Raw genomic sequence first — 19399 nt, 5'->3', positions numbered from 1 at the left:
AATAAATATATAATCACCACAGTCATGCTGCACACAGATGTAGAATGACTGAAAATCCTATATACAAATGAAAAATTCTTTCAACTTTAAACAACTCATAAAAGCCGGGAGCATTCTCCTGGTTGGCATTTTCCTGGGATGGTTCCTGTTCGGTGGATCCTCACCGAATGGAGCTGAAACGACAGATATGGAGCAGCATGTGGAAGAAGCCCACACTGATGAGGAGGGCAACATCGTCTACACCTGCAGCATGCACCCGCAAGTTCGGCAAAACGAGCCGGGTGACTGCCCTATCTGTGGAATGGAACTCATCCCCACAAATAATGGTGGCAGTGATGCCGGGTCGGGCGATGATCCGTATACTACAACAATGACACAGGCGGCCATGAAGCTGGCCCAGGTGCAGACCGTTGAAGTGACTCGCACAGTAGCCGTCAAAAAATCACGCATGCCCGGCAAGGTGATGATCGATGAACGCAGGCTCTCCATCATTCCGGCCCACTTCCCCGGACGTATTGAAAAGTTATACCTGGATTACACGGGGGCATATGTCGAAAAGGGTGATCCGATCGCATCCGTCTATTCCCCGGAACTTGTTACGGCTCAGAAAGAGTTGCTGGAGGCTTACAAGAACAGGGAATCAAATCCACAGCTATACCAGGCAACACGCAAGAAGTTTATCAACTGGGAAATTTCACCAAAAATTATTGATCAAATACTTGAGCGCGGAGAGGCACAAGAGAATTTTGATATCCATTCGCACCAAAACGGGTATGTGACCAAACGCCATGTGGCGGTGGGTGATCATATCCACTTTGGGAAACCTATTTTTGAGATTGCGAATCTCTCCACCGTATGGATTGAGTTTGAAGCTTACGAGAATGATTTGGCAGGCATCTCCCGCGGGGATGAAGTCGAATTTACAGTAGGCGCATATCCCGGTGAAACGTTTCGGGCAAAGGTTACTTACATCGACCCGATCCTCGACGATCAGCGCCGAACGGCGACGGTCCGGGCCGAGGCCTCTAATCTCAACCTAAAACTGAAACCCAATATGCTGGCCAAAGGCGTAGTCTCATCTGAACTCAATGGTGGAGAACCACAGCTGCAGATTCCCGCTTCTGCCGTGCTCTGGACCGGGGAACGCTCGCTGGTGTATGTGCAAAAGCCAAACACAGAACAGCCTTCATTCCAGGCTCGAGAAGTTATGCTTGGGCAGCAAACTGGTGATTCCTACGTGATTAAGGAGGGATTAGAGGAGGGCGAACAGGTCGTCGTTAAGGGCAACTTTATGATCGACAGTGCAGCCCAGCTGGCCGATAAACGCAGCATGATGAATCAGACGCCGGGACAAAACCAAGGGCGCACGCCCGGTGGACATAATCACGGCGGCGAACCTATGGACAGTGGCCAAAAGCAGGAAGTGGAAACATCGCAATCTGCCATTGAACCAAGCGAGATTCCTGCTACCTTCCAGGAAAAACTCGGAACTCTTACAGAGGCTTATACTGATATAAGCTCTGCCCTCGCAAATGACGATCTCGGGAAAGCTGCTACTGCTCTCGAAAACTTCGAACAAGCTTTATCAACGGTTGATATGAACCTGATCCAAAACCAACAGCAGATGCTTTGGATGCAGCAGTTAAAAGAACTAAACAGCGTTGTTAAATCGTTAAAGGGAGTGGAAGAACTCAGTCGATTCAGAAACCAGTTTGCTTCTTTGTCAGATGTTTTAACAGAAGCAGTTATCCAATTTGGAGTTGACCAGACCCTGCACCTGCACTACTGTCCGATGGCTCAGGACCAAAAGGGAGCATACTGGCTTAGTGGAAATAGTGAGATCGTCAATCCATACATGGGCCAGGAAATGCCAACATGTGGGACACAGAAAGAAGTTCTGCAATCGAAATCAAAATAAAATCCTGTTTTTATCGATAATAGAGTAAGCGAAACATTTTACAGGTTTGGATTTAGTTTTTCTGGGGACTCCCCTATATTCTAATTCTTTCTTAACGTTAAACAAGGTTCTTCATGAACAAACGATTTTTTTTGACAAAATTCTTATCCATTATCGTATTGGCTACAGGAATTACCGCCTGTTCCGGCAGCAAATCTGAATCCGGTACTGAGATAACGATGTACAAAAATCCGGGCTGCCAATGCTGTGCAAAATGGGCTGACTACCTCGAGGCCAACGGATTCGAGGTAACAGAGGAAGCCTCTCCCAATATGCAGGCGATCAAATCACAAAATAATGTTCCATATGATATGGGATCGTGTCACACTGCGGTCATCGGCGATTATGTTGTTGAAGGGCACGTTCCTGTTGAGGATATCAAGAACTTGATTGAAGAACAGCCGGACGCCAAGGGACTGGCTGTACCAGGAATGCCGATCGGTTCTCCCGGAATGGAAATGCCCGGACGACCGGCTGAAGCTTACAAAGTATTCCTGTTCCAGGAAGATGGATCGCGGCAGGTATATGCCCAGCACTAATACAACCTGAGTATTTTTTCTGAGTGAATATCAAATAGCATGACCTCAAAAAACAGACTGAAATATATCTTCATTTTAGCAGTAATTATTGCCGGAGGATTTGCCCTTGCAGATTCTCTTGGCGTGTTTAATCCCAAGCCGTACACCGAGGTTTCGCACGGTTCTCATGTGCATTACGTGCCGGAGGATCGCGATCCCAAAGTGGGCATCGACAAGTTTCCGACCGAGCCTCCGGGACCAAACCAAATAATAACGCCCCAGGGACAGATTGTTGATAAAGCGGAATGGGAACGGCAACAGGCTGAAGATCAGAACTAAGATTATGCCAGTAATTCAAGCAACATATCAGTACGCAATACGAAATACGAAATATATGATGCGTAATGCGTATTGCGTAATGCGTAATCCTCTATTCATTTCCCTACTTGCTGTCTTATCTATTTCGCTTATATCAGCATGTAGTTCGGATAAATCGAGTCAGCAAAAACCGACCGAACCGCTGGAGAGGTTGGACCCCTATTCAGCAGCTCTCTATCCCGCCCGGCAAAAAGCCACGGCTACCGATTTTACAATTGAACTTATGAATGGGCAATCATTTCAACTTTCCGAACAAAAGGGCAACGTGGTACTGATGAATATCTGGGCCACCTGGTGTGCCCCTTGCGCCGATGAAATGCCCGATTTTGTGGATCTTTATGAAAAATATAAGGACCAAGGCCTAGTAATCCTTGGTGTGTCTATTGATGAGCAGGGCCGATCAGTGGTGAAACCGTTCATGGAAAAATTCAATGTCACTTACCCCATGTTCATTGATGATGGAATCATCATGGACAAGTACGGGCCGACAATGGGCATCCCCACCACCTATATCATCGATAAGCAGGGGGATTTGAAATATTTTTCGGTGGGAGCGCTGACAAAGAAGGAGTTGGAGCCGAGGCTTAAGGAGTTACTTGAAGAGAATGTGGAGGCTTGATGATTTTTGTCATCGTATTCCGATCAAATCTTTTTAAAATACGCGTTTCGGGTTGACGGGTTTCGTGTTAGGTTGGCGAGTCTTTAAAATCAAGGGATAAGTTAACAACTATCTTGCTAATACAAACGAGAGATTTTGGGGGAAATTGAATTCCAAATTCGATCAATTAACCCTTTCACCCGTAACCCGCAACTCAGCAACCCGTCTCTAAATATCCACCTTGCTCAATCGCCGTGAATTTGTTACCACATTGATAGAACTGAACGCCATCGCAATCTCTGCCAGCACCGGGTGCAGCATACCAAAGATAGCGAGCGGAAACATCACCACGTTATAGAAAAAGGCCCAGAACAGATTCTGTTTTATTTTCGTGAAGGTAGCACGACTCAGTTTCACTGCTTTAACTACGGCGCTCAAATCTCCCTGTACCAACACGATATCACCGGACTCAATAGCCACATCGGTTCCGGTTCCAATAGCGATTCCAACATGCGCCTTCGTCAGGGCCGGGGCGTCATTGATGCCATCGCCGACCATCGCCACGATTTTACCCTGTTGCTGCAGTTTATCCACTTTATCCGATTTTTGATCGGGCAAGACCCCGGCAATGACTTCTTTGATACCGACCTCTTTCGCTACAGCACGCGCCGTGCGTTCATTATCGCCGGTAATCATAAGGGGCGTCAACCCAAACTCCTTGAGTGTGGCAATTGCTCCCTTGCTGTCCTCCTTGATTTTATCGGCTACTGCTATGATACCCACCAGTTCATTTCTTACTCCGACCAACATAGCCGTTTTAGCCTGTACTTCCAGGGAAGCCATTTGTGATCGTGAAGAATCATCCAGCGCAATTCCTGCCTCTTCCAGCAGGCTGGGTGTGCCAATCCATACCTGCTGCCCACCGATCTGGGCCTTAACCCCTTTTCCAGTGACCGCTTCAAACTGCTGCGCTTTTTCGAGCTGCCCATTATGTTGCTTGGCATAGTCCACGATCGCCTGGCCCAGCGGGTGCTCCGATCCCGATTCCGCCGAACCAGCCAGGTGAATAAGCTCATCTTCAGCTATCCCGTTTAGCGGTATGACATCCGTAACGCCCGGCTTGCCCTCGGTGATGGTACCGGTTTTATCCAGCACAATCGTATCCACATCTTTCATAAGCTGGATCGCTTCTCCTTTACGAATCAGCACTCCATTTTTAGCGCCCATGCCTGAGCCGACCATCAGTGCTGTTGGCGTAGCAAGTCCAAGCGCACAGGGACAGGCGATCACCAGCACAGCTATGGCAGCATAGAATGCCAAGGCAACTTCTCCCATTCCGGGATTAACCCACGGCAAAAAGTCAGCCGCCCAAGTGGCAATACCCCCAAAAAATCCGGGAAAAAGCAGCCACAACGCCAAAGTGGAAACAGCCGTAGCGATTACTATGGGCACAAACACGCCGGTAATCCGGTCGGCAAACTCCTGGATCGGTACTTTGGAGCCCTGGGCTTCCTCAACCATCTTGATCACCTGATTCAAGAACGTATCCTTGCCCAGTTTCGTCGCTTTTACCTTCAGAACCCCATTTTTGTTGATCGTGGCACCAATCACTTCATCACCTGCAGATTTTTCCACCGGCATCGACTCACCGGTAGCAAGCGATTCGTCCACGCTGCTCTCACCGTCCACAACCTCACCGTCAGTCGGAATTTTTTCACCGGGACGGATCACCATGACATCATCGACCTGCAGCTCATCAATCGGTACTTTTACTTCTTCACCATCTTGCAGAATGGTAGCCTCTTTGGCTTCAAGGGTAAGCAATTTCTGGATCGCCTCAGAGGCGCGTCCTTTGGCTTTTGTTTCAACATAACGCCCAGTCAGGTGAAAGGCCATGATCATGCCTGCAATGCCGGCAAAGCTGTAAAATTCAGGCGCCAGTCCAAACTGGTGCAGCAGTGTAACCACACCGGTGGAAAGCGCCGCCAGCGTACCCATCGCGATGAGTACGTCCATATTTGGAGTTAAGTTGCTGGCTGATTTCCATGCACTCTTAATGGTGTCCCATCCGGGCCAGAACATCACGAACGCGGAAAGGACCAACATACCGATCTGCATGCCGGTGTGACCGAGGAAGGCGTATCCCCAGATCATGTCCGGAAGCATCCAAAGGATGATCGGGATGGTCACCGCCCATGACCACCACATGCGAGATTTAGCCTCATCAACTTTCCTTTTTTCTCTCTCCAATTTTGAATCAGCCTTGTCTTGTGCAGACTCTGATTCCTCGCGAATAAGGGTATAGCCGGCTTTTTCTATAGCTTTGGCAAAATCATCCATCGTAACAGTACCAGCACGATATTTCGCATTGGCACTTTCGGTTGCTAGATTTACCGTCGCCTCTACCACCCCGTCCAGAGCTTCCAGTTGGGCATCAACGGCGTTGGCGCACCCGGCGCAGTGCATCCCATCGATTTTCAGCGTTTGAGTAACGGTTTCCGGCTCCTCCACCTCATAGCCAGCGTTTGTTACCGCCTGTTTGAAGTCATCACGAGTGACTTTGTCAGAATCATATTCTACAGAGGCCGATTCCGTAGCCAAGTTGACGGAAGCGTTACTGACTCCTTTCAATTTCTTAAGAGAAGTTTCCACGCTGTTCACGCAGCTGGCACAGTGCATGCCCTCAATGTGGAGTGTTTCTTTCGTTGTTGTCATCGTTGAAATATTGCTTAATTCACCTTGAAACTCTGTCATGATATTAACAAACAGAAACCACCTGACCGTTATAATTTTGTTGGGAAAGGTTATAAAATTTTTGATCGGGACGGATGACACAACAACCATGTGGTACGGAACGAAATAACAAAATGTAGAGGCACGCCACGCGTGTCTATCTTTGAAATTGGCTCATTTAGGGAATGTGTAGCAAAAAATAAATATCGATGTAAATCGTCGTGGATAGCCAAGTTCAGCAAAGACACGCGCGGCGTGTCTCTACATGGGATAATGGATATTTATTAAAAGAAAGAAGTTTTATTCAATGGAATCGAGGGATTGGCGGAAACTGTCACTGGCCTTTTTATAATCGGTAACTGACATGCCCGTAATCTGGCGAAACTGGTTCGAGAGGTATTGCACGCTGCTGTATTTCAATTTCCATGCGATCTCACTGAGGGTGAGTTCTCCGTAGGAGAGCAGCTCTTTAACTCGCTCAATTTTGAGGTGTATCAGGTATTTTTCGATCGTAGTATCTTCTTCATCTGAAAACAGGCTGCTCAGGGATGCATAATTATGATGCATTTTCTGAGTTAAATAATCGGAAATTTTAGGTGCCGAATCCTGCTTTTCAAGCTCTTTCACATATTCAATAAGATAATTCTTAATCTGTTCGACGCGCTGTTGTTCTTTTCCCTCCAGCAATTCAAAGCCCAATTTCTCGAGTTCTTCCCTGATCTTTTCCTTGGAAACCTCCGGCTCACCGGTCACAACCGCTTTTCCCAGTTCAACACGATTCACTTCAAATCCGAGCTCTTCAAACGCATTCTCAACCGCCGTCACACAGCGCGGGCAAACCATATTTTTAATATAGAAGATGGTAGTATCACCAGGTTTTTCAGCCATATTTCAGTCAATATTTGTGCGTAATACAAAAGCTTTATTTATAGAATAATCAATGAAAATAAAAATCAAACGGTTCCAATTTGGCAATTCCTAGTCATGAATAAAACTTTTCCCCAAGCAGGTCTTGACTAAAAAAGCGGCTTGTTGCGAATAATTTTCAGGGTTATCGGGTAAAGCTGGTCTTTCTCATTATTGTACCGAAACTCACACTCCTTCAGGTGGAGACGATAGGTGGATTGGTGCAATCCCTTGAACTTCTCCAGTCGTGACTGGGCAAATCCCCAAAACCCCTCCATGCACCGGTATTTAACCGCGTTATTTTGATGATGCTCTTGATCACAAAGATACACCCGATGCTTGTTTTCAGGATTGATGACCATTTCAAAACTATCAATTGCAAGTTCGGGCCTATAACTTTTATTGCTGTTTCTATGCTGATGAGTGGGAATTTCCTGCAGTTCAGGCAACGTCAGCATATCTGTATATACCCGTTTATCCTTTTCACGGAGGCCTACCAGTTTTTGTTTAGCAGCGACCCCATTTTCTGTCTCCCTGTCTGATAGCACGAGTGGCTCGGTAACGGTACAAAACTCGGCAATGCGCTGCCGTATTCCTTTTAAATAACGGTTCACAGTATTTCGGTTTAACCCCGCAAGTTTGGCAATCTGAATTGCGGTTAAATCCATTGCAAAAAGCCGGACGATCTCTCTGAATTTCGCTTCCGATATTTTTGAACGGTTTACATACTTGTTAGTCATTGGGATGCAATAAGTTACAATGATTAAACAGTTCTATGCTCATCAAGACCTATCCACCCCAATCCTCAAGCTGGGATCGACCTGGACAAATCTTTCTATTTAGAATGTGTCTAAATTATATTTTCGCCTTTTATTTAAACACAGTCTAAATTAAAATCAAATTCTAAATGAGTGATAATTTCCAATTACTGCTGGCGGTGATTTGGCTTGGTGTGTCGTTTTTGTGTGCCTCTCCTCTTCTGGCACAAAAGGCCGACGGCAGTCTGGAGGGAATTGTGAAGAACCCACAAAACAAACCGGTACCTGATGTGCACATCTTATTGGACAAGGGACGATTCAACGCAGTAAGCGACAATAACGGAGAGTTCACGATTGAAGGGATTCCCCCTGGTAAATACTCAATCACCACAAGCACCATCGGGTATGAACCACTCCGACGAACCCTGATCATTAAACCGGGTATCACCAATGATGTAACGCTGACACTTTCTAGCACGAGCTACTCCAGCGGTTCCGTTGTGGTTACTGCCACACGTACCAAGCGTGATATCGAAGAAGTACCCATACCGGTCACCCTCATTACCACGAAAGAAGTTGAGAATACGGGCAACACGCGCCTTGATGATCTTCTGGCAGAGCAAACCGGCCTCGTGCCGACCTCAGACCATGGCAACGGCATCCAGCTGCAGGGTTTTGACTCCGATTATACCCTGATCATGCTGAACGGGCAGCCACTTATCGGGCGAAGAGCCGGCACGCTTGACCTAAGTCGAATTAGCGTGGGCAACATAAAGCAGGTCGAAATGATAAAGGGACCCTCCTCCGCCCTGTGGGGAAGTGATGCCCTTGCGGGCGTCATTAATATAATAACGGAGGAGGGATCCCGACCTTTAGAACTAAACGTATACTCACGCTACGGGACCAACCAATCACTGGACCTTGGTACCAATGTTTCTTTTCGCCGGAACGAGTGGAACAACACGCTGCATCTGAACCACAACAGCTCCGAAGGTTACCAGCTGAACCCGGAGTCGATCTCCCAGACTGTCCCTGAATATGAGAATTACACGCTCGATTACCGTACTGAGTGGGATATCTCACCTACTTTCACGGCACAGCTGCAAACCCGTTATTATCGTGAGCTCCAACACGGTACCGATTACCTGGGAACGGTTGAGAATCCCACGTTTCTGAACAGCCGTTCGCTGCAGGAGGATTACAGCGTGGCGCCGTCGCTGGATATGCAGCCATTTTCCAGCTTTAGAGTAACCCTCTTATTTTACAGCAGCCGTTTTCACACCGACAGTCGCTGGCGCTACCGACATGACGACAACCAGTATGACCGGGAAAAGTTCGATCAATTTTATAACAACGCCGAAGTCCAGGCAGATTACAGCTGGAATGCAGATCACGTCACAACCGCAGGCAGCGGTGCAAATTGGGAAAAACTGCATGCCGACCGCTATGAGGGCAACCAGCAGTTTTCCAACTACTTCGCATTTGCTCAGCATGAGTGGCATTTCAACGAAAAACTCGATCTTATCAGCGGTTTCCGCTACGATGCGCACAGCGAGTATGCCTCGCAACTGAGTCCCAAACTCTCGGCCCGCTTTAAAGCCACCGATTGGCTGCACCTACGCGGGTCGATGGGTGGAGGATTCAAGGCACCCGACTTTCGACAGCTGTTTCTCAACTTTACCAATCCCACGGTTGGATACAGCGTATTTGGATCGAGCACTGTTGCCAAAGAAATCCGGCAGCTGCAGGAGGAGGGTAAGATTGAACAAATCCTCACGCCCCTGTCAGAGCTCAGCGAAATCAGGGCTGAGCGCTCGTGGGCCTACAATGCCGGCTTCGATATCGATCCACTGCCGGGGCTTCGCCTGCGTGCCAACGGCTTCCATAACGATGTGGATGACCTGATTGAAACTGCTCCCATCGCCGACAAAACCAACGGGCAGTCTGTATACAGCTACTTCAACCTGGATGAAATTTTTACTCAGGGAATCGAAGCCAACCTGCAGTGGAACGCTATTGACCCACTGACTCTGTCACTTGGCTACCAGTTGCTGGATGCGCGTCGCAAAGTTTCCGAAACCCGCACCGTTCAGGACGAGAATGGTGAAATAGTTCAGAAGGAGTTTGTCTCACATGAACCAATGTTCAACCGCTCCAGACACTCCGGTACTGCGAAGCTTTTCTATGAACTTAAGAAATACGACCTGGAGGCTAACATCCGAGGTACCCTCCGCGGTAAGTACGGCCGGTACGATGCCAACGGCAACGGTTATGTGGATGCTGATGAATATGAATCCGGATACACCATATGGGATGCCGCGCTGGCCAAGACGTTTGCGGGGCGATATCGACTGCAATTCGGCGTGGACAACATCCTGGATTACACCAGGCCGGGGGAGCTCTCGTGGCTGCCCGGCAGACTCTTTTACCTGCAGGCTAACATCCGAATCGACTGATGATGCCGTTTGAAAGCCTATGAACAAGAACATATATCACACATTTTTCTCTCGCAGACTTCGGGGATTACGCAGATCATATAGGAAAAACCCACAAATATCTGCGAGATCAGCGTCATCATCGGGAGACCTGAATACAAACCCAAAACAATCCTACAAAATAATGAAAATGCAACTACCACTCACTCTAATAATCCTTTTCGCACTTGTCATTGGTTTCACGGCCTGCGATGATTCTGGAACAGGACCAGAAAACGATTTTCAAGTAGAAATAAACACGGCAACTGATATTCCAGCTGATACAACACGACCTTATACAGATATCACCTATTACAGTCTTCGCGAAAATACCACTCTAGAAGATACTGACTCGGCTACCACCCAGTGGGATGTTGCTTTCTCTGGTACTACTATTTATACCAACAGTGGAAGCAGTGGACCTGGAGAGGGTGGAGCAGTTGTACTTGATGCCGCTTTTGATGATGTATCCATCGCTCCCTCAGGAGGATATGAAACGGATACCGACACACTTCTGGCAATCCCAACGGGGAGTGATAATGGATGGTATCATTATACAAATCAACAAGAACCTCAGCATGCGGTACTTCCCTTAGGGAATAAAACTATAGTGCTGAAAACTGCTGATGGGAATCATTATGCTAAGCTTAACATCCTCAGCTGGTACAAGGGCAATCCCGATACCTCAACCGAGGAATTTGCTAATATGGAGACACGGCCTACAGGAAGCATGTACACTTTTGAATATACCATTCAGATGAATGGATCAAGAGAGTTCGTCGAATAAGAATATTCCCGCGAGACATTATTATCCCACTACCCCACCGCGCCGGCATGTTTCGCATCCCTGTTACCTCTGCCGGCGTCCGGGTAGTAACAGATCTAAAAATTTACAATCGAATATCATGGAATTGATTAACAAGTTTTCTCACATAGTACCCACAACATTAGTCTTGCTAATTTTGAGTGCTATCCCCAGCGTTGCGCAGGATACCGGAGTACTGGTTCTTGCTCACGGCGGTAGCCAGGAGTGGAATGAAGCGGTCATTGAGGCCACAGAACCGCTCAAAGAAAATTACAAAGTAGAGGTGGCCTTCGGCATGGCCAATTATGTAACGATGCACCACGCCATAAAATCACTGGAGGAGCTGGGTGTAAACCGAATCGCGGTGGTGCAGCTCTTTATCTCCAGCTACAGCCCGATCATCAGGCAGAACCGGTACCTGCTGGGCAAGCGTGATTCGTTGCCCGACCCGAAGATGCCGCTGATGCACCATATCGACGAATACAAGCAGATGATGGGGATTAAAGAGGATTCCAGTACTCACGCTTCAGACGGCCGTCACCGCTTTTATATGCCAGAAAACCTGCCACAGATCTCCACAGATGTCGATATTGCCTTAGCTCCTCCCCTGGATGATCATCCCGTGGTAGCCCGAATCCTTAGTGAACGTATCCAGGAACTGAGCTCTGATCCATCAAGTGAGACGGTACTGCTGGTAGCCCATGGTCCAAATGCCGAGGCTGACAACAAGAAGTGGATCGACACGATGGAGAGCCTCTCCCGAAAAATTCAGTCTATTCAAAAAGAAAAGGGCATACCCTACAAACAGATCTTTGCCACCACGGTGCGCGATGATGCTTCCGACACCATTTTCAATCAGGCGAAAGCCAACTTGCGAGCACTGGTGCGGCAGGCCGTGCAGTTTGGCGATGTCATTGTGGTACCGCTCTTCCTGTCTTCCGGCGGTCGCGAGCAAGCCGTGGCTGAACGGCTGGAGGGGCTCGATTTCAAGTGGAGCGGCAAGACTCTCCTACCAGATCCCCTGATCACCGATTTCCTTCGGCAGTCGGTGGAAGAGGCATTATCACAGCAATTCCAATCCCAAAACTGAATTTCTTCGGCATACGTTAACTCCCGCGGATTGCGCAGATCTCGCAGATCGGTTAACTGTTCTATCCCAACATAAATCTGTAAAGTGTTTACCGGTTAAAACATAGCAACCATCGTGGGAAATGCCCTGTCACTTGCGCGGGAATTAATTCCCGCGCTATGGATAAGGCTGATACCTCATGGTATCTACCGAATAACCTGATTCAGGCTCTTATAATATAAATTTTCAATCGGTAAACGAGGTCTGCATAATCCGCGAAATATGCCGCCCCCCTGTAATCAACCCTCCATTGTTGATAACTAACACCATTTTGTGGAAAAGTTTTCATTGACAATGAAGGGGCCAGCCACTTACTTGTATTAATGGATTTGAAGGTGTCCCGACGGCTGTCGGGATGAAAAGGGAATCCGGTGCAAACCCGGAACTGTTCCCGCAACTGTAATCCGATATATTTCTTTGATAGGAGTCTGTCGGGCTTAGAAAATTGTAGCGAGGGAATGTTGGTTTGAGTCAACTCCCGGGGTCTTTTGAGGCGAATAGTAACACACTATTTAACGATAAAGAGCTCGGGAGCTGGCCAAATTCAACGTTTCCGCAGTAGATTTCTCTAAGTTTGGCAGACTCCATGGCCACTGTCTCAGCCCCAAACGAGGCGGGAAGGCAAAAGAAAGCGTCGGTAAGTCAGGAGACCTGCCTTCAAGTCAAGTAAATAAGGCCTTCGGGAGTTAAGGCGTTGTTGAAAGGCAGTGAAGGAAGTTGCCTGCATCACCGTACTGTATCTCTTGTACTCTCATACTTCCGGCTGTCATATTCAACGTTTTTAGCATTCCCACCGGCCACTCATTCAAAGCTAAAAATAAGGATTACACTATGCTTACCCACAATCTCGGATACCCGCGGATAGGTATCAACAGAGACCTGAAACGTCTGGTAGAATCGTACTGGAACGACGAAATTGACAAAGCAAAGCTGGTGGAATCGGCCTCCGCCCTGCGCGTGCTGCACTGGACCAAACAGAAAGAGGCGGGTCTCGACCTGGTGCCCTCCAACGACTTTTCGCTTTACGACCAGGTGCTGGACATGACCTTGTTGCTGGGGGCGATCCCGGAGCGCTACCAGGAACTGTATCAACAGGAAAATGACAAGATCAACAGCTACCCGATCGATACCTACTTTGCAATGGCACGCGGACTGCAGGACGGGCAGCACGACATCCAGGCGATGGAGATGACCAAGTGGTTCAACACCAATTATCACTACATCGTCCCGGAATTTACGGAAGACCAGACCTTCCAGTGCCTCTCCTCCAAGGTGTTTGACGAATACGAGGAGGCCAAATCGGTCGGGGTAGTGACCAAACCCGTGCTGATCGGTCCCGTCAGCTACCTGCTGCTGGGAAAGGAGAAAAATGCCCCAGACAGTTTTCACAGGCTCGAGCTGTTGGATCGCCTGCTCCCGGTGTACCAGGAGATTCTCCACAAGCTGGAAGCGATGGGGGTGGACTGGGTACAAATTGATGAGCCATTCCTGGCGATGGACCTGGATGCGAAATCCAAAGCCGCTTTCTCTAAGGCATATGACGTATTGTCTGAAAAGGAAGATCTCAACATCCTGCTCACTACCTATTTTGAAGGGCTGGGAGACAACACTGAGCTGGCCACTTCGCTCCCTGTAGATGCCCTGCACCTTGACTTGGTGGAAGCACCGGACCAACTCGATCCGGTATTAAATAACCTTCCCAAAGAAACCGCCCTCTCCCTCGGCCTGATCAACGGACGAAACATCTGGAAGGCCGACCTGGAGAAGGCGAATGGAACTATTCACCAAGCAGAACAGATTATCGGTGCGGACCGGCTGCTGATAGCTCCCTCCTGCTCACTGCTGCACTGCCCGGTTGACCTGCAGCAGGAGACCGATGAGACCGCCCTCCCGAATGAGGTCAAACGCTGGATGGCCTTTGCCAACCAGAAACTGGAGGAGCTGGATCTGCTAAAAAAGCTTGCGACTAATAGCCTCTCGGATAACGAAGTGGCAAAACTGAAAGATCACCAGGCAGATATTGCTGACAAAGGCCGCTCCAAGCTCGTGAACAACGAAGCTGTACAAAACCGGATGGTACAGCTTGATGATTCGGCCCTGAACCGTAACAGTCCTTATGCAAAACGGAAGCGAGCCCAGCAGGAAAATATCGATCTGCCCGATCTTTTTCCTACCACGACGATCGGCTCCTTCCCGCAGACAAAAGAAGTGCGCCAATGGCGGGCAGATTTTCGCAAAGGAAAGCTTTCCAAAACAGAATATGAAGCCAATCTCAAAGAAGCGACACAAAAGCTCATCAAAAAGCAGGAAGAGATTGGCCTGGACATGCTGGTGCATGGAGAATTTGAGCGCAACGACATGGTGGAATATTTCGGAGAGCACTTTGCCGGCTTTGCCTTCACCCGCAACGGCTGGGTGCAGAGCTACGGTACCCGCGGCGTAAAGCCCCCGATCATCTACGGTGATGTGCACCGTCCCGATCCCATCACCGTGCGGTGGTCCAGCTTCGCACAGGCACAGACCGACAAGCCGGTCAAGGGTATGCTTACGGGTCCTGTAACCATCCTGCAATGGTCGTTTGTGCGGGATGATCAGCCCCGGTCGCAAACCGCTAAGCAGATTGCCCTGGCACTGCGCGATGAAGTGGCAGACCTGGAGGAAGCCGGTATCAAGGCGATCCAGATCGATGAGCCCGCTTTCCGGGAAGGGCTGCCGCTGCGCCGTGCGGATTGGGATACCTATCTGGAATGGGCTGTGGATGCTTTTCGTATCGCCTCGACGGTGGTTGAGGATAAGACCCAGATCCACACCCACATGTGCTATTCGGAGTTCAACGATGTCATCGAGCATATCGCCCGCCTGGATGCAGATGTAATCTCCATGGAAACATCCCGCTCGCAAATGGAGCTGCTCGATGCATTTGTGGAGTTCGAATATCCCAACGAGATCGGGCCGGGCGTCTATGACATCCACTCTCCACGAGTGCCTGACACCAAGGAAATGGTAACGCTGCTCCAGAAAGCCGCCAATGTCCTCGATCCACAACAGATCTGGGTCAACCCGGACTGCGGACTGAAGACCCGCGGCTGGGAGGAGACGCTGCCCTCACTGCAGAATATGGTAGAAGCCGCACGGCAGATGAGAAAGAAAACGAAATCAGTACGGACGTAGCCAGGATACCATAAACAGATCGGCACAGGGCTGGCATGCCAGCATAGAATGTACGGACGTAGCATGCTACGTCCCAACTAAAGCCTAATCGATATTAATTACGAATATGAATCCCAATTTTTGAAACCAAAAGCTTATGAATAATAAACTAATCGGACGTACCTCGGTACGTGATAACATCAAACTTACGGAAGACCCCTCCTATCCCATTTTTCGCGAACTCTATGAAAAACAGAAAAAGGCGGTCTGGTTTCCTGAGGAATTGAATATCCAGCAGGATGCCCTCGACTACCACTCGCTGACGGAGGATGAAAAAGATCTCTTCGACACCGCCGTCGGGTATTTCTGCTCGTCGGAGTTGCTGGTACAGAACGTGCTGGTCAACTCGTTCTTCCCGCTGCTTACGGATCCCCACGCCAAGATGAGCTTCAGTACGCAGCTGTTTATGGAGAACATCCACAGTGATTTCTTCGAAATCGTGCTGCAGTCATTTGGCATGGATCGCGAGAAAATGTACGACGTGGCGTTTTCCGATCCCATCCTCCGCAAAAAGCAGTCGCTGATCGTGGACGAGATCGACAAGATCGATTACGGGAATATTGATCCCAATTCGGTAGAGGGACAAAAACAGGTACTGCGAGCGATCCTGCTCAACAACATCATCCTGGAGGGCATTTTCTTCTACTCCTCCTTTGCCCACTTCTTTGCGCTGAAGGATATGGCCAAGATGAAGAACGTGGTGTCCGGCGTGGAGCTGGTGCTGATCGACGAGTCGATTCACCTGCAAAACGGCATCGAGGCGATCCTGATCATGCTGGACGAAACGCCCGAGATCGTAGAGGACCAGGAATATGTGCAGGGCATCCGGGATGTGATCCTGGAAGGCACCCAGCTGGAGATCGAGTACGTCAAGCACAAGTTCGGTGACCGCACGATCCTCGGCATCTCCTATGGCGAGCTGGAACGCTACCTGAAGTATATAACCGACCGGCGCCTACAGGAGCTGGGCTTCCAGCAGGAGTTCCACGTTACCGAAAACCCGCTGCGATTCCTGCAGAAAGAGGACGTGAAAAAACTGATCAACTTCTTCGAGGTCTCATCTACAGAATACACGAATTATTAAGACACGGAGCCATAAAGTAAGGACGTAGCATGCTACGTCCCAACGAACAAAATACAATAAGGAGTTATCATGAAAAGAACAGTCATAAAACGCGACGGAACAGAACAGAACTTTCAGACGCAGAAAATCATTAATGCGATTTTCGAAATTATAAATGGCCTGGAGGTGGAAGATGATTATGAGCTCGTCTTCCGCATCATGAAGGAGCTGGACCTGAAGGTGCCGGAACGGGTCTCTACCGAAGAGCTCGACCAGCTGGTGCTGAAGGCGATTGAGCAGCTCATCCCCAAACATCCGATCTATGATACATTGGCGACTAGGCAGTTACTCAAAATCATTAATAAAAGAATAGACCGACGGCTGGGTGATTTTGGCGATTACCTGGATCACGCCTTTGATGAAAACCTGCTGGATGAGCGGCTCAAAGAGTTCGACCTGGACCTCTTTAAAGATGCACTCAATTACGAGCGCGATGGTCTCTTGGATTACTTTGGCCTCTCTACACTCAAAGACCGCTACCTGATGAAGAATCGCGATCAGAACACCATCGAAAAGCCACAATGGTTTTTTATGCGCGTTGCGATGGGCATTGGTAACTCCAACGAAGAGGTCGTCAAAGTGTACAACAAGCTTTCCAAGCTCGAATATCTGCACTCCACGCCCACACTCTTCAATTCGGGCACGCCGGTTTCGCAGTACTCCTCCTGCTATGTGAGTGTAATCGACGATTCACTGGATTCGATCATGGACAAGGCCCGCGAAACAGCCTTTCTCGCAAAATATGCCGGCGGCGTGGGTACCGATGTCAGTCGCATTCGTGCTACGGGATCGCCGATCAAGTCACTAAATGCACAATCGTCGGGCGTGATTCCCTTCATTAAAATCTTTGATACGCTGGTGAACTCCATTCAGCAGGGTGGTCGGCGACGCAGCTCACAGGTGATCTCGATGCAGCCGTGGCACCTGGATATCGACGGATTCCTGGATCTTCGCGAGACTACGGGCAACGCCTACTTCCGAACGCCTTCGCTCAACACCAAGCTCTGGATGCCGGACGAGATGATGCGCCGCATCGAGCAGGATGAACCGATCTACCTCTTTGACCCGGGTGAATGTCCCGAACTGGTGGACGCGATCGGTGATGAGTTCAAAGAAAAATATGAAGCGCGAATTGAACAGGCCGAGGCGGGCAAACTCAACCAGTACAAAAGGCTGGAGAGCCGCAATTTCTACAAGAAATACCTCTTCAAGCTTGCCAAGACCGGTCACCCGTGGCTAATCTTCAAAGACGAACACAACCGCCACAACCCGTGTCCAGAGTACAGCGTGATCAACAGCTCCAACCTGTGTACGGAGATCTCCATCCCGAACCGGCCCGACTCCACAGCCGTCTGCACGCTGGCATCTGTCAACCTCTCCAAGCACCTGAATGAAGAGCAGGACGATTTCGACTGGGACAAGCTTGAGGATACGCTGCAGGTGATGGTGCGCGGGCTCGACAACATTTTGGACAAAAACTTCTATCCCTCCGACGCCGCCCGTAAAAACACCATGGACCTGCGTCCCCTGGGCATCGGCGTGATGGGTTTTGCGGAAGCGCTGGTGGATCTCGGCATCGCCTATGACTCGGAAGAGGCGGTCATTAAAGCGCGGAAGCTGGGTTCATTTATGAGGGAAGTGACGTACGAGACCTCTCAACAACTGGCGGAAGAGCGCGGCGCCTTCGATCATTACCAGGAGATGGAAGAAGAGGGCAATGCCTACGATTACAAACCGCGCCGCAATGCTGTGCTGATGGCGATCGCCCCAACAGCTTCGATCTCTATTATCAGCGGCACGACCTCCTCGATCGACAGCTACTTTAGCAACCTGTATTCGCGGGATACGCTTTCTGGCAAGCATATCGTGATCAACCGGCAGCTGATTGAGGACCTGGAGGAGAAGGGCTACTGGAGCGATGAGATGGCGGAGACGATCAAGGCAAACAACGGCTCGGTGCAGTACATCAATGAGTTGGAGGGCGTGATCGACAAGGATCTCTACAAAACGGCCTACGAGATCGCTCCCAAGCGCCAGATCGATATCGCGGCGGCTTTCCAGGAATCGATTGACCAGGCGGTGTCGAAATCGCTCTACATCGACGAACGGCTACGCGACGATATGGAGGAGATCTATCTCTACGCCTGGAAGAAAAAGCTTAAATCGACTTACTACTGCTTTATCGACAAGGTGATTAAGGGAGAGAAATATACTTCGGAAGTTAACAAACGGGGCTCGAGGAAAGGCTTCGGCGGTGCATCTACCTCATCTCCCAAAACCGACACAGCGCAAGCGGAAACCAGCGAAGAAAACCAGGCCGAACTGGAAGCCAAGGCCCGGGAAAAGTACGGCGACGAGGTGGTAGACAAAGTGATAAGCGGCGATGACGAGGCTTGTCCTACTGACCCAATGCTCAACAAAATCTGCCCAAGTTGTGAGTAGAAATTAATTGTGGTTTCCCATTGAATAAACGAGAATAATTGTCCGCGCTGGAGTCATACTTTGGTGAGTGATATACTAGCGCGGACTTACTTCTCCTTTGTTATTACCTTTTCCTAGTCAAGCTTTGCGGCTCATTATTTCTATAATCCCCGCCCTTCCAATTGTCAGGCCGCCTTTTTTCTCCAATGTCTTTACTCGACAAAAAGCCAAAAGAAATTCTTGTTATTTAAACCAAATCTAAATAAAATTACGGCCTATTATTTAGAGGTGATCTAAATAGATATGAGTCTGTGGTTTCAGTAAAACGTATAGCGTATTACTCGAAATCTCTAAGTGGCTCAGGAACAGTGAAATTTCATAGCATCACA

Annotated in this window: 13 protein-coding genes and 1 riboswitch; of the genes, 10 read left to right on the top strand and 3 right to left on the bottom strand. The window is 49.0% G+C overall.

What is annotated here, in order from left to right; all coding sequences use genetic code 11:
- Window positions 1-67: 67 nt before the first annotated feature.
- The 4 genes from NC796_RS08760 to NC796_RS08745 all read left to right on the top strand — a co-directional run bounded on the left by NC796_RS08760 (window position 68) and on the right by NC796_RS08745 (window position 3472).
- Window positions 68-1918, top strand: coding sequence for an efflux RND transporter periplasmic adaptor subunit (locus NC796_RS08760; RefSeq protein WP_310684001.1), 1851 nt, complete (start codon window positions 68-70; stop codon window positions 1916-1918).
- A gap of 113 nt (window positions 1919-2031) precedes the next feature.
- Window positions 2032-2496, top strand: a complete 465-nt coding sequence (locus NC796_RS08755) for a DUF411 domain-containing protein (RefSeq protein ID WP_310684000.1) — start codon at window positions 2032-2034, stop codon at window positions 2494-2496.
- A 39-nt stretch (window positions 2497-2535) separates the two neighbouring features.
- The gene (locus tag NC796_RS08750; protein ID WP_310683999.1) at window positions 2536-2814 is read left to right on the top strand and encodes a hypothetical protein; all 279 of its coding nucleotides are present in this window, start codon (window positions 2536-2538) and stop codon (window positions 2812-2814) included.
- Window positions 2815-2818: 4 nt separating this feature from the next.
- Window positions 2819-3472: a TlpA disulfide reductase family protein gene (locus tag NC796_RS08745; RefSeq protein WP_310683998.1), complete on the top strand. Its 654-nt coding sequence runs from the start codon at window positions 2819-2821 to the stop codon at window positions 3470-3472.
- Between the two features lie 207 nt (window positions 3473-3679).
- Here NC796_RS08745 and NC796_RS08740 read toward each other — a convergent pair whose 3' ends face one another.
- From NC796_RS08740 to NC796_RS08730, 3 genes are all read right to left on the bottom strand, one after another.
- Window positions 3680-6166, bottom strand: coding sequence for a heavy metal translocating P-type ATPase (locus NC796_RS08740; RefSeq protein WP_310683997.1), 2487 nt, complete (start codon window positions 6164-6166; stop codon window positions 3680-3682).
- Window positions 6167-6484: 318 nt separating this feature from the next.
- Complete coding sequence (locus NC796_RS08735) at window positions 6485-7072, bottom strand: helix-turn-helix domain-containing protein (protein ID WP_310683996.1); 588 nt, start codon at window positions 7070-7072, stop codon at window positions 6485-6487.
- 128 nt (window positions 7073-7200) lie between these two features.
- Window positions 7201-7830 (bottom strand): hypothetical protein, encoded by a 630-nt coding sequence (locus tag NC796_RS08730; RefSeq protein WP_310683995.1) that lies wholly within the window; start codon window positions 7828-7830, stop codon window positions 7201-7203.
- 167 nt (window positions 7831-7997) lie between these two features.
- Between NC796_RS08730 and NC796_RS08725 the strand changes: the two genes are divergently transcribed.
- The 6 genes from NC796_RS08725 to NC796_RS08700 all read left to right on the top strand — a co-directional run bounded on the left by NC796_RS08725 (window position 7998) and on the right by NC796_RS08700 (window position 19031).
- Complete coding sequence (locus tag NC796_RS08725; protein ID WP_310683994.1) at window positions 7998-10304, top strand: TonB-dependent receptor; 2307 nt, start codon at window positions 7998-8000, stop codon at window positions 10302-10304.
- Between the two features lie 163 nt (window positions 10305-10467).
- Window positions 10468-11109, top strand: a complete 642-nt coding sequence (locus tag NC796_RS08720) for an HmuY family protein (protein WP_310683993.1) — start codon at window positions 10468-10470, stop codon at window positions 11107-11109.
- A gap of 118 nt (window positions 11110-11227) precedes the next feature.
- Entirely contained in the window at window positions 11228-12217 is a 990-nt protein-coding gene (locus NC796_RS08715; RefSeq protein WP_310683992.1) for a CbiX/SirB N-terminal domain-containing protein, read from the top strand.
- Between the two features lie 355 nt (window positions 12218-12572).
- Window positions 12573-12930, top strand: a riboswitch (cobalamin riboswitch).
- Window positions 12931-13087: 157 nt separating this feature from the next.
- A complete protein-coding gene (gene metE, locus NC796_RS08710; RefSeq protein ID WP_310683991.1) occupies window positions 13088-15427 on the top strand; it encodes a 5-methyltetrahydropteroyltriglutamate--homocysteine S-methyltransferase in 2340 nt (779 codons plus the stop codon).
- A gap of 136 nt (window positions 15428-15563) precedes the next feature.
- On the top strand, window positions 15564-16550 hold the full coding sequence (locus tag NC796_RS08705) for a ribonucleotide-diphosphate reductase subunit beta (protein ID WP_310683990.1): 987 nt from the start codon (window positions 15564-15566) through the stop codon (window positions 16548-16550).
- Between the two features lie 69 nt (window positions 16551-16619).
- Complete coding sequence (locus NC796_RS08700) at window positions 16620-19031, top strand: ribonucleoside-diphosphate reductase subunit alpha (protein WP_310683989.1); 2412 nt, start codon at window positions 16620-16622, stop codon at window positions 19029-19031.
- Window positions 19032-19399 lie beyond the last annotated feature (368 nt).

It is taken from the genome of Aliifodinibius sp. S!AR15-10, from assembly GCF_031569985.1.
In the GTDB taxonomy this organism is placed as follows: domain Bacteria; phylum Bacteroidota; class Rhodothermia; order Balneolales; family Balneolaceae; genus JAMQKA01.
This window is presented reverse-complemented; position numbering and strand designations above follow the sequence as displayed.

What these genes read in the sequence shown, in the direction of transcription:
- NC796_RS08760 (WP_310684001.1), top strand. Translation starts at nt 68, where the DNA reads ATGAAAAATTCTTTCAACTTTAAACAACTCATAAAAGCCGGGAGCATT.
- NC796_RS08755 (WP_310684000.1), top strand. Translation starts at nt 2,032, where the DNA reads ATGAACAAACGATTTTTTTTGACAAAATTCTTATCCATTATCGTATTG.
- NC796_RS08750 (WP_310683999.1), top strand. Translation starts at nt 2,536, where the DNA reads ATGACCTCAAAAAACAGACTGAAATATATCTTCATTTTAGCAGTAATT.
- NC796_RS08745 (WP_310683998.1), top strand. Translation starts at nt 2,819, where the DNA reads ATGCCAGTAATTCAAGCAACATATCAGTACGCAATACGAAATACGAAA.
- NC796_RS08740 (WP_310683997.1), bottom strand. Translation starts at nt 6,166, where the DNA reads ATGACAACAACGAAAGAAACACTCCACATTGAGGGCATGCACTGTGCC.
- NC796_RS08735 (WP_310683996.1), bottom strand. Translation starts at nt 7,072, where the DNA reads ATGGCTGAAAAACCTGGTGATACTACCATCTTCTATATTAAAAATATG.
- NC796_RS08730 (WP_310683995.1), bottom strand. Translation starts at nt 7,830, where the DNA reads ATGACTAACAAGTATGTAAACCGTTCAAAAATATCGGAAGCGAAATTC.
- NC796_RS08725 (WP_310683994.1), top strand. Translation starts at nt 7,998, where the DNA reads ATGAGTGATAATTTCCAATTACTGCTGGCGGTGATTTGGCTTGGTGTG.
- NC796_RS08720 (WP_310683993.1), top strand. Translation starts at nt 10,468, where the DNA reads ATGAAAATGCAACTACCACTCACTCTAATAATCCTTTTCGCACTTGTC.
- NC796_RS08715 (WP_310683992.1), top strand. Translation starts at nt 11,228, where the DNA reads ATGGAATTGATTAACAAGTTTTCTCACATAGTACCCACAACATTAGTC.
- metE (WP_310683991.1), top strand. Translation starts at nt 13,088, where the DNA reads ATGCTTACCCACAATCTCGGATACCCGCGGATAGGTATCAACAGAGAC.
- NC796_RS08705 (WP_310683990.1), top strand. Translation starts at nt 15,564, where the DNA reads ATGAATAATAAACTAATCGGACGTACCTCGGTACGTGATAACATCAAA.
- NC796_RS08700 (WP_310683989.1), top strand. Translation starts at nt 16,620, where the DNA reads ATGAAAAGAACAGTCATAAAACGCGACGGAACAGAACAGAACTTTCAG.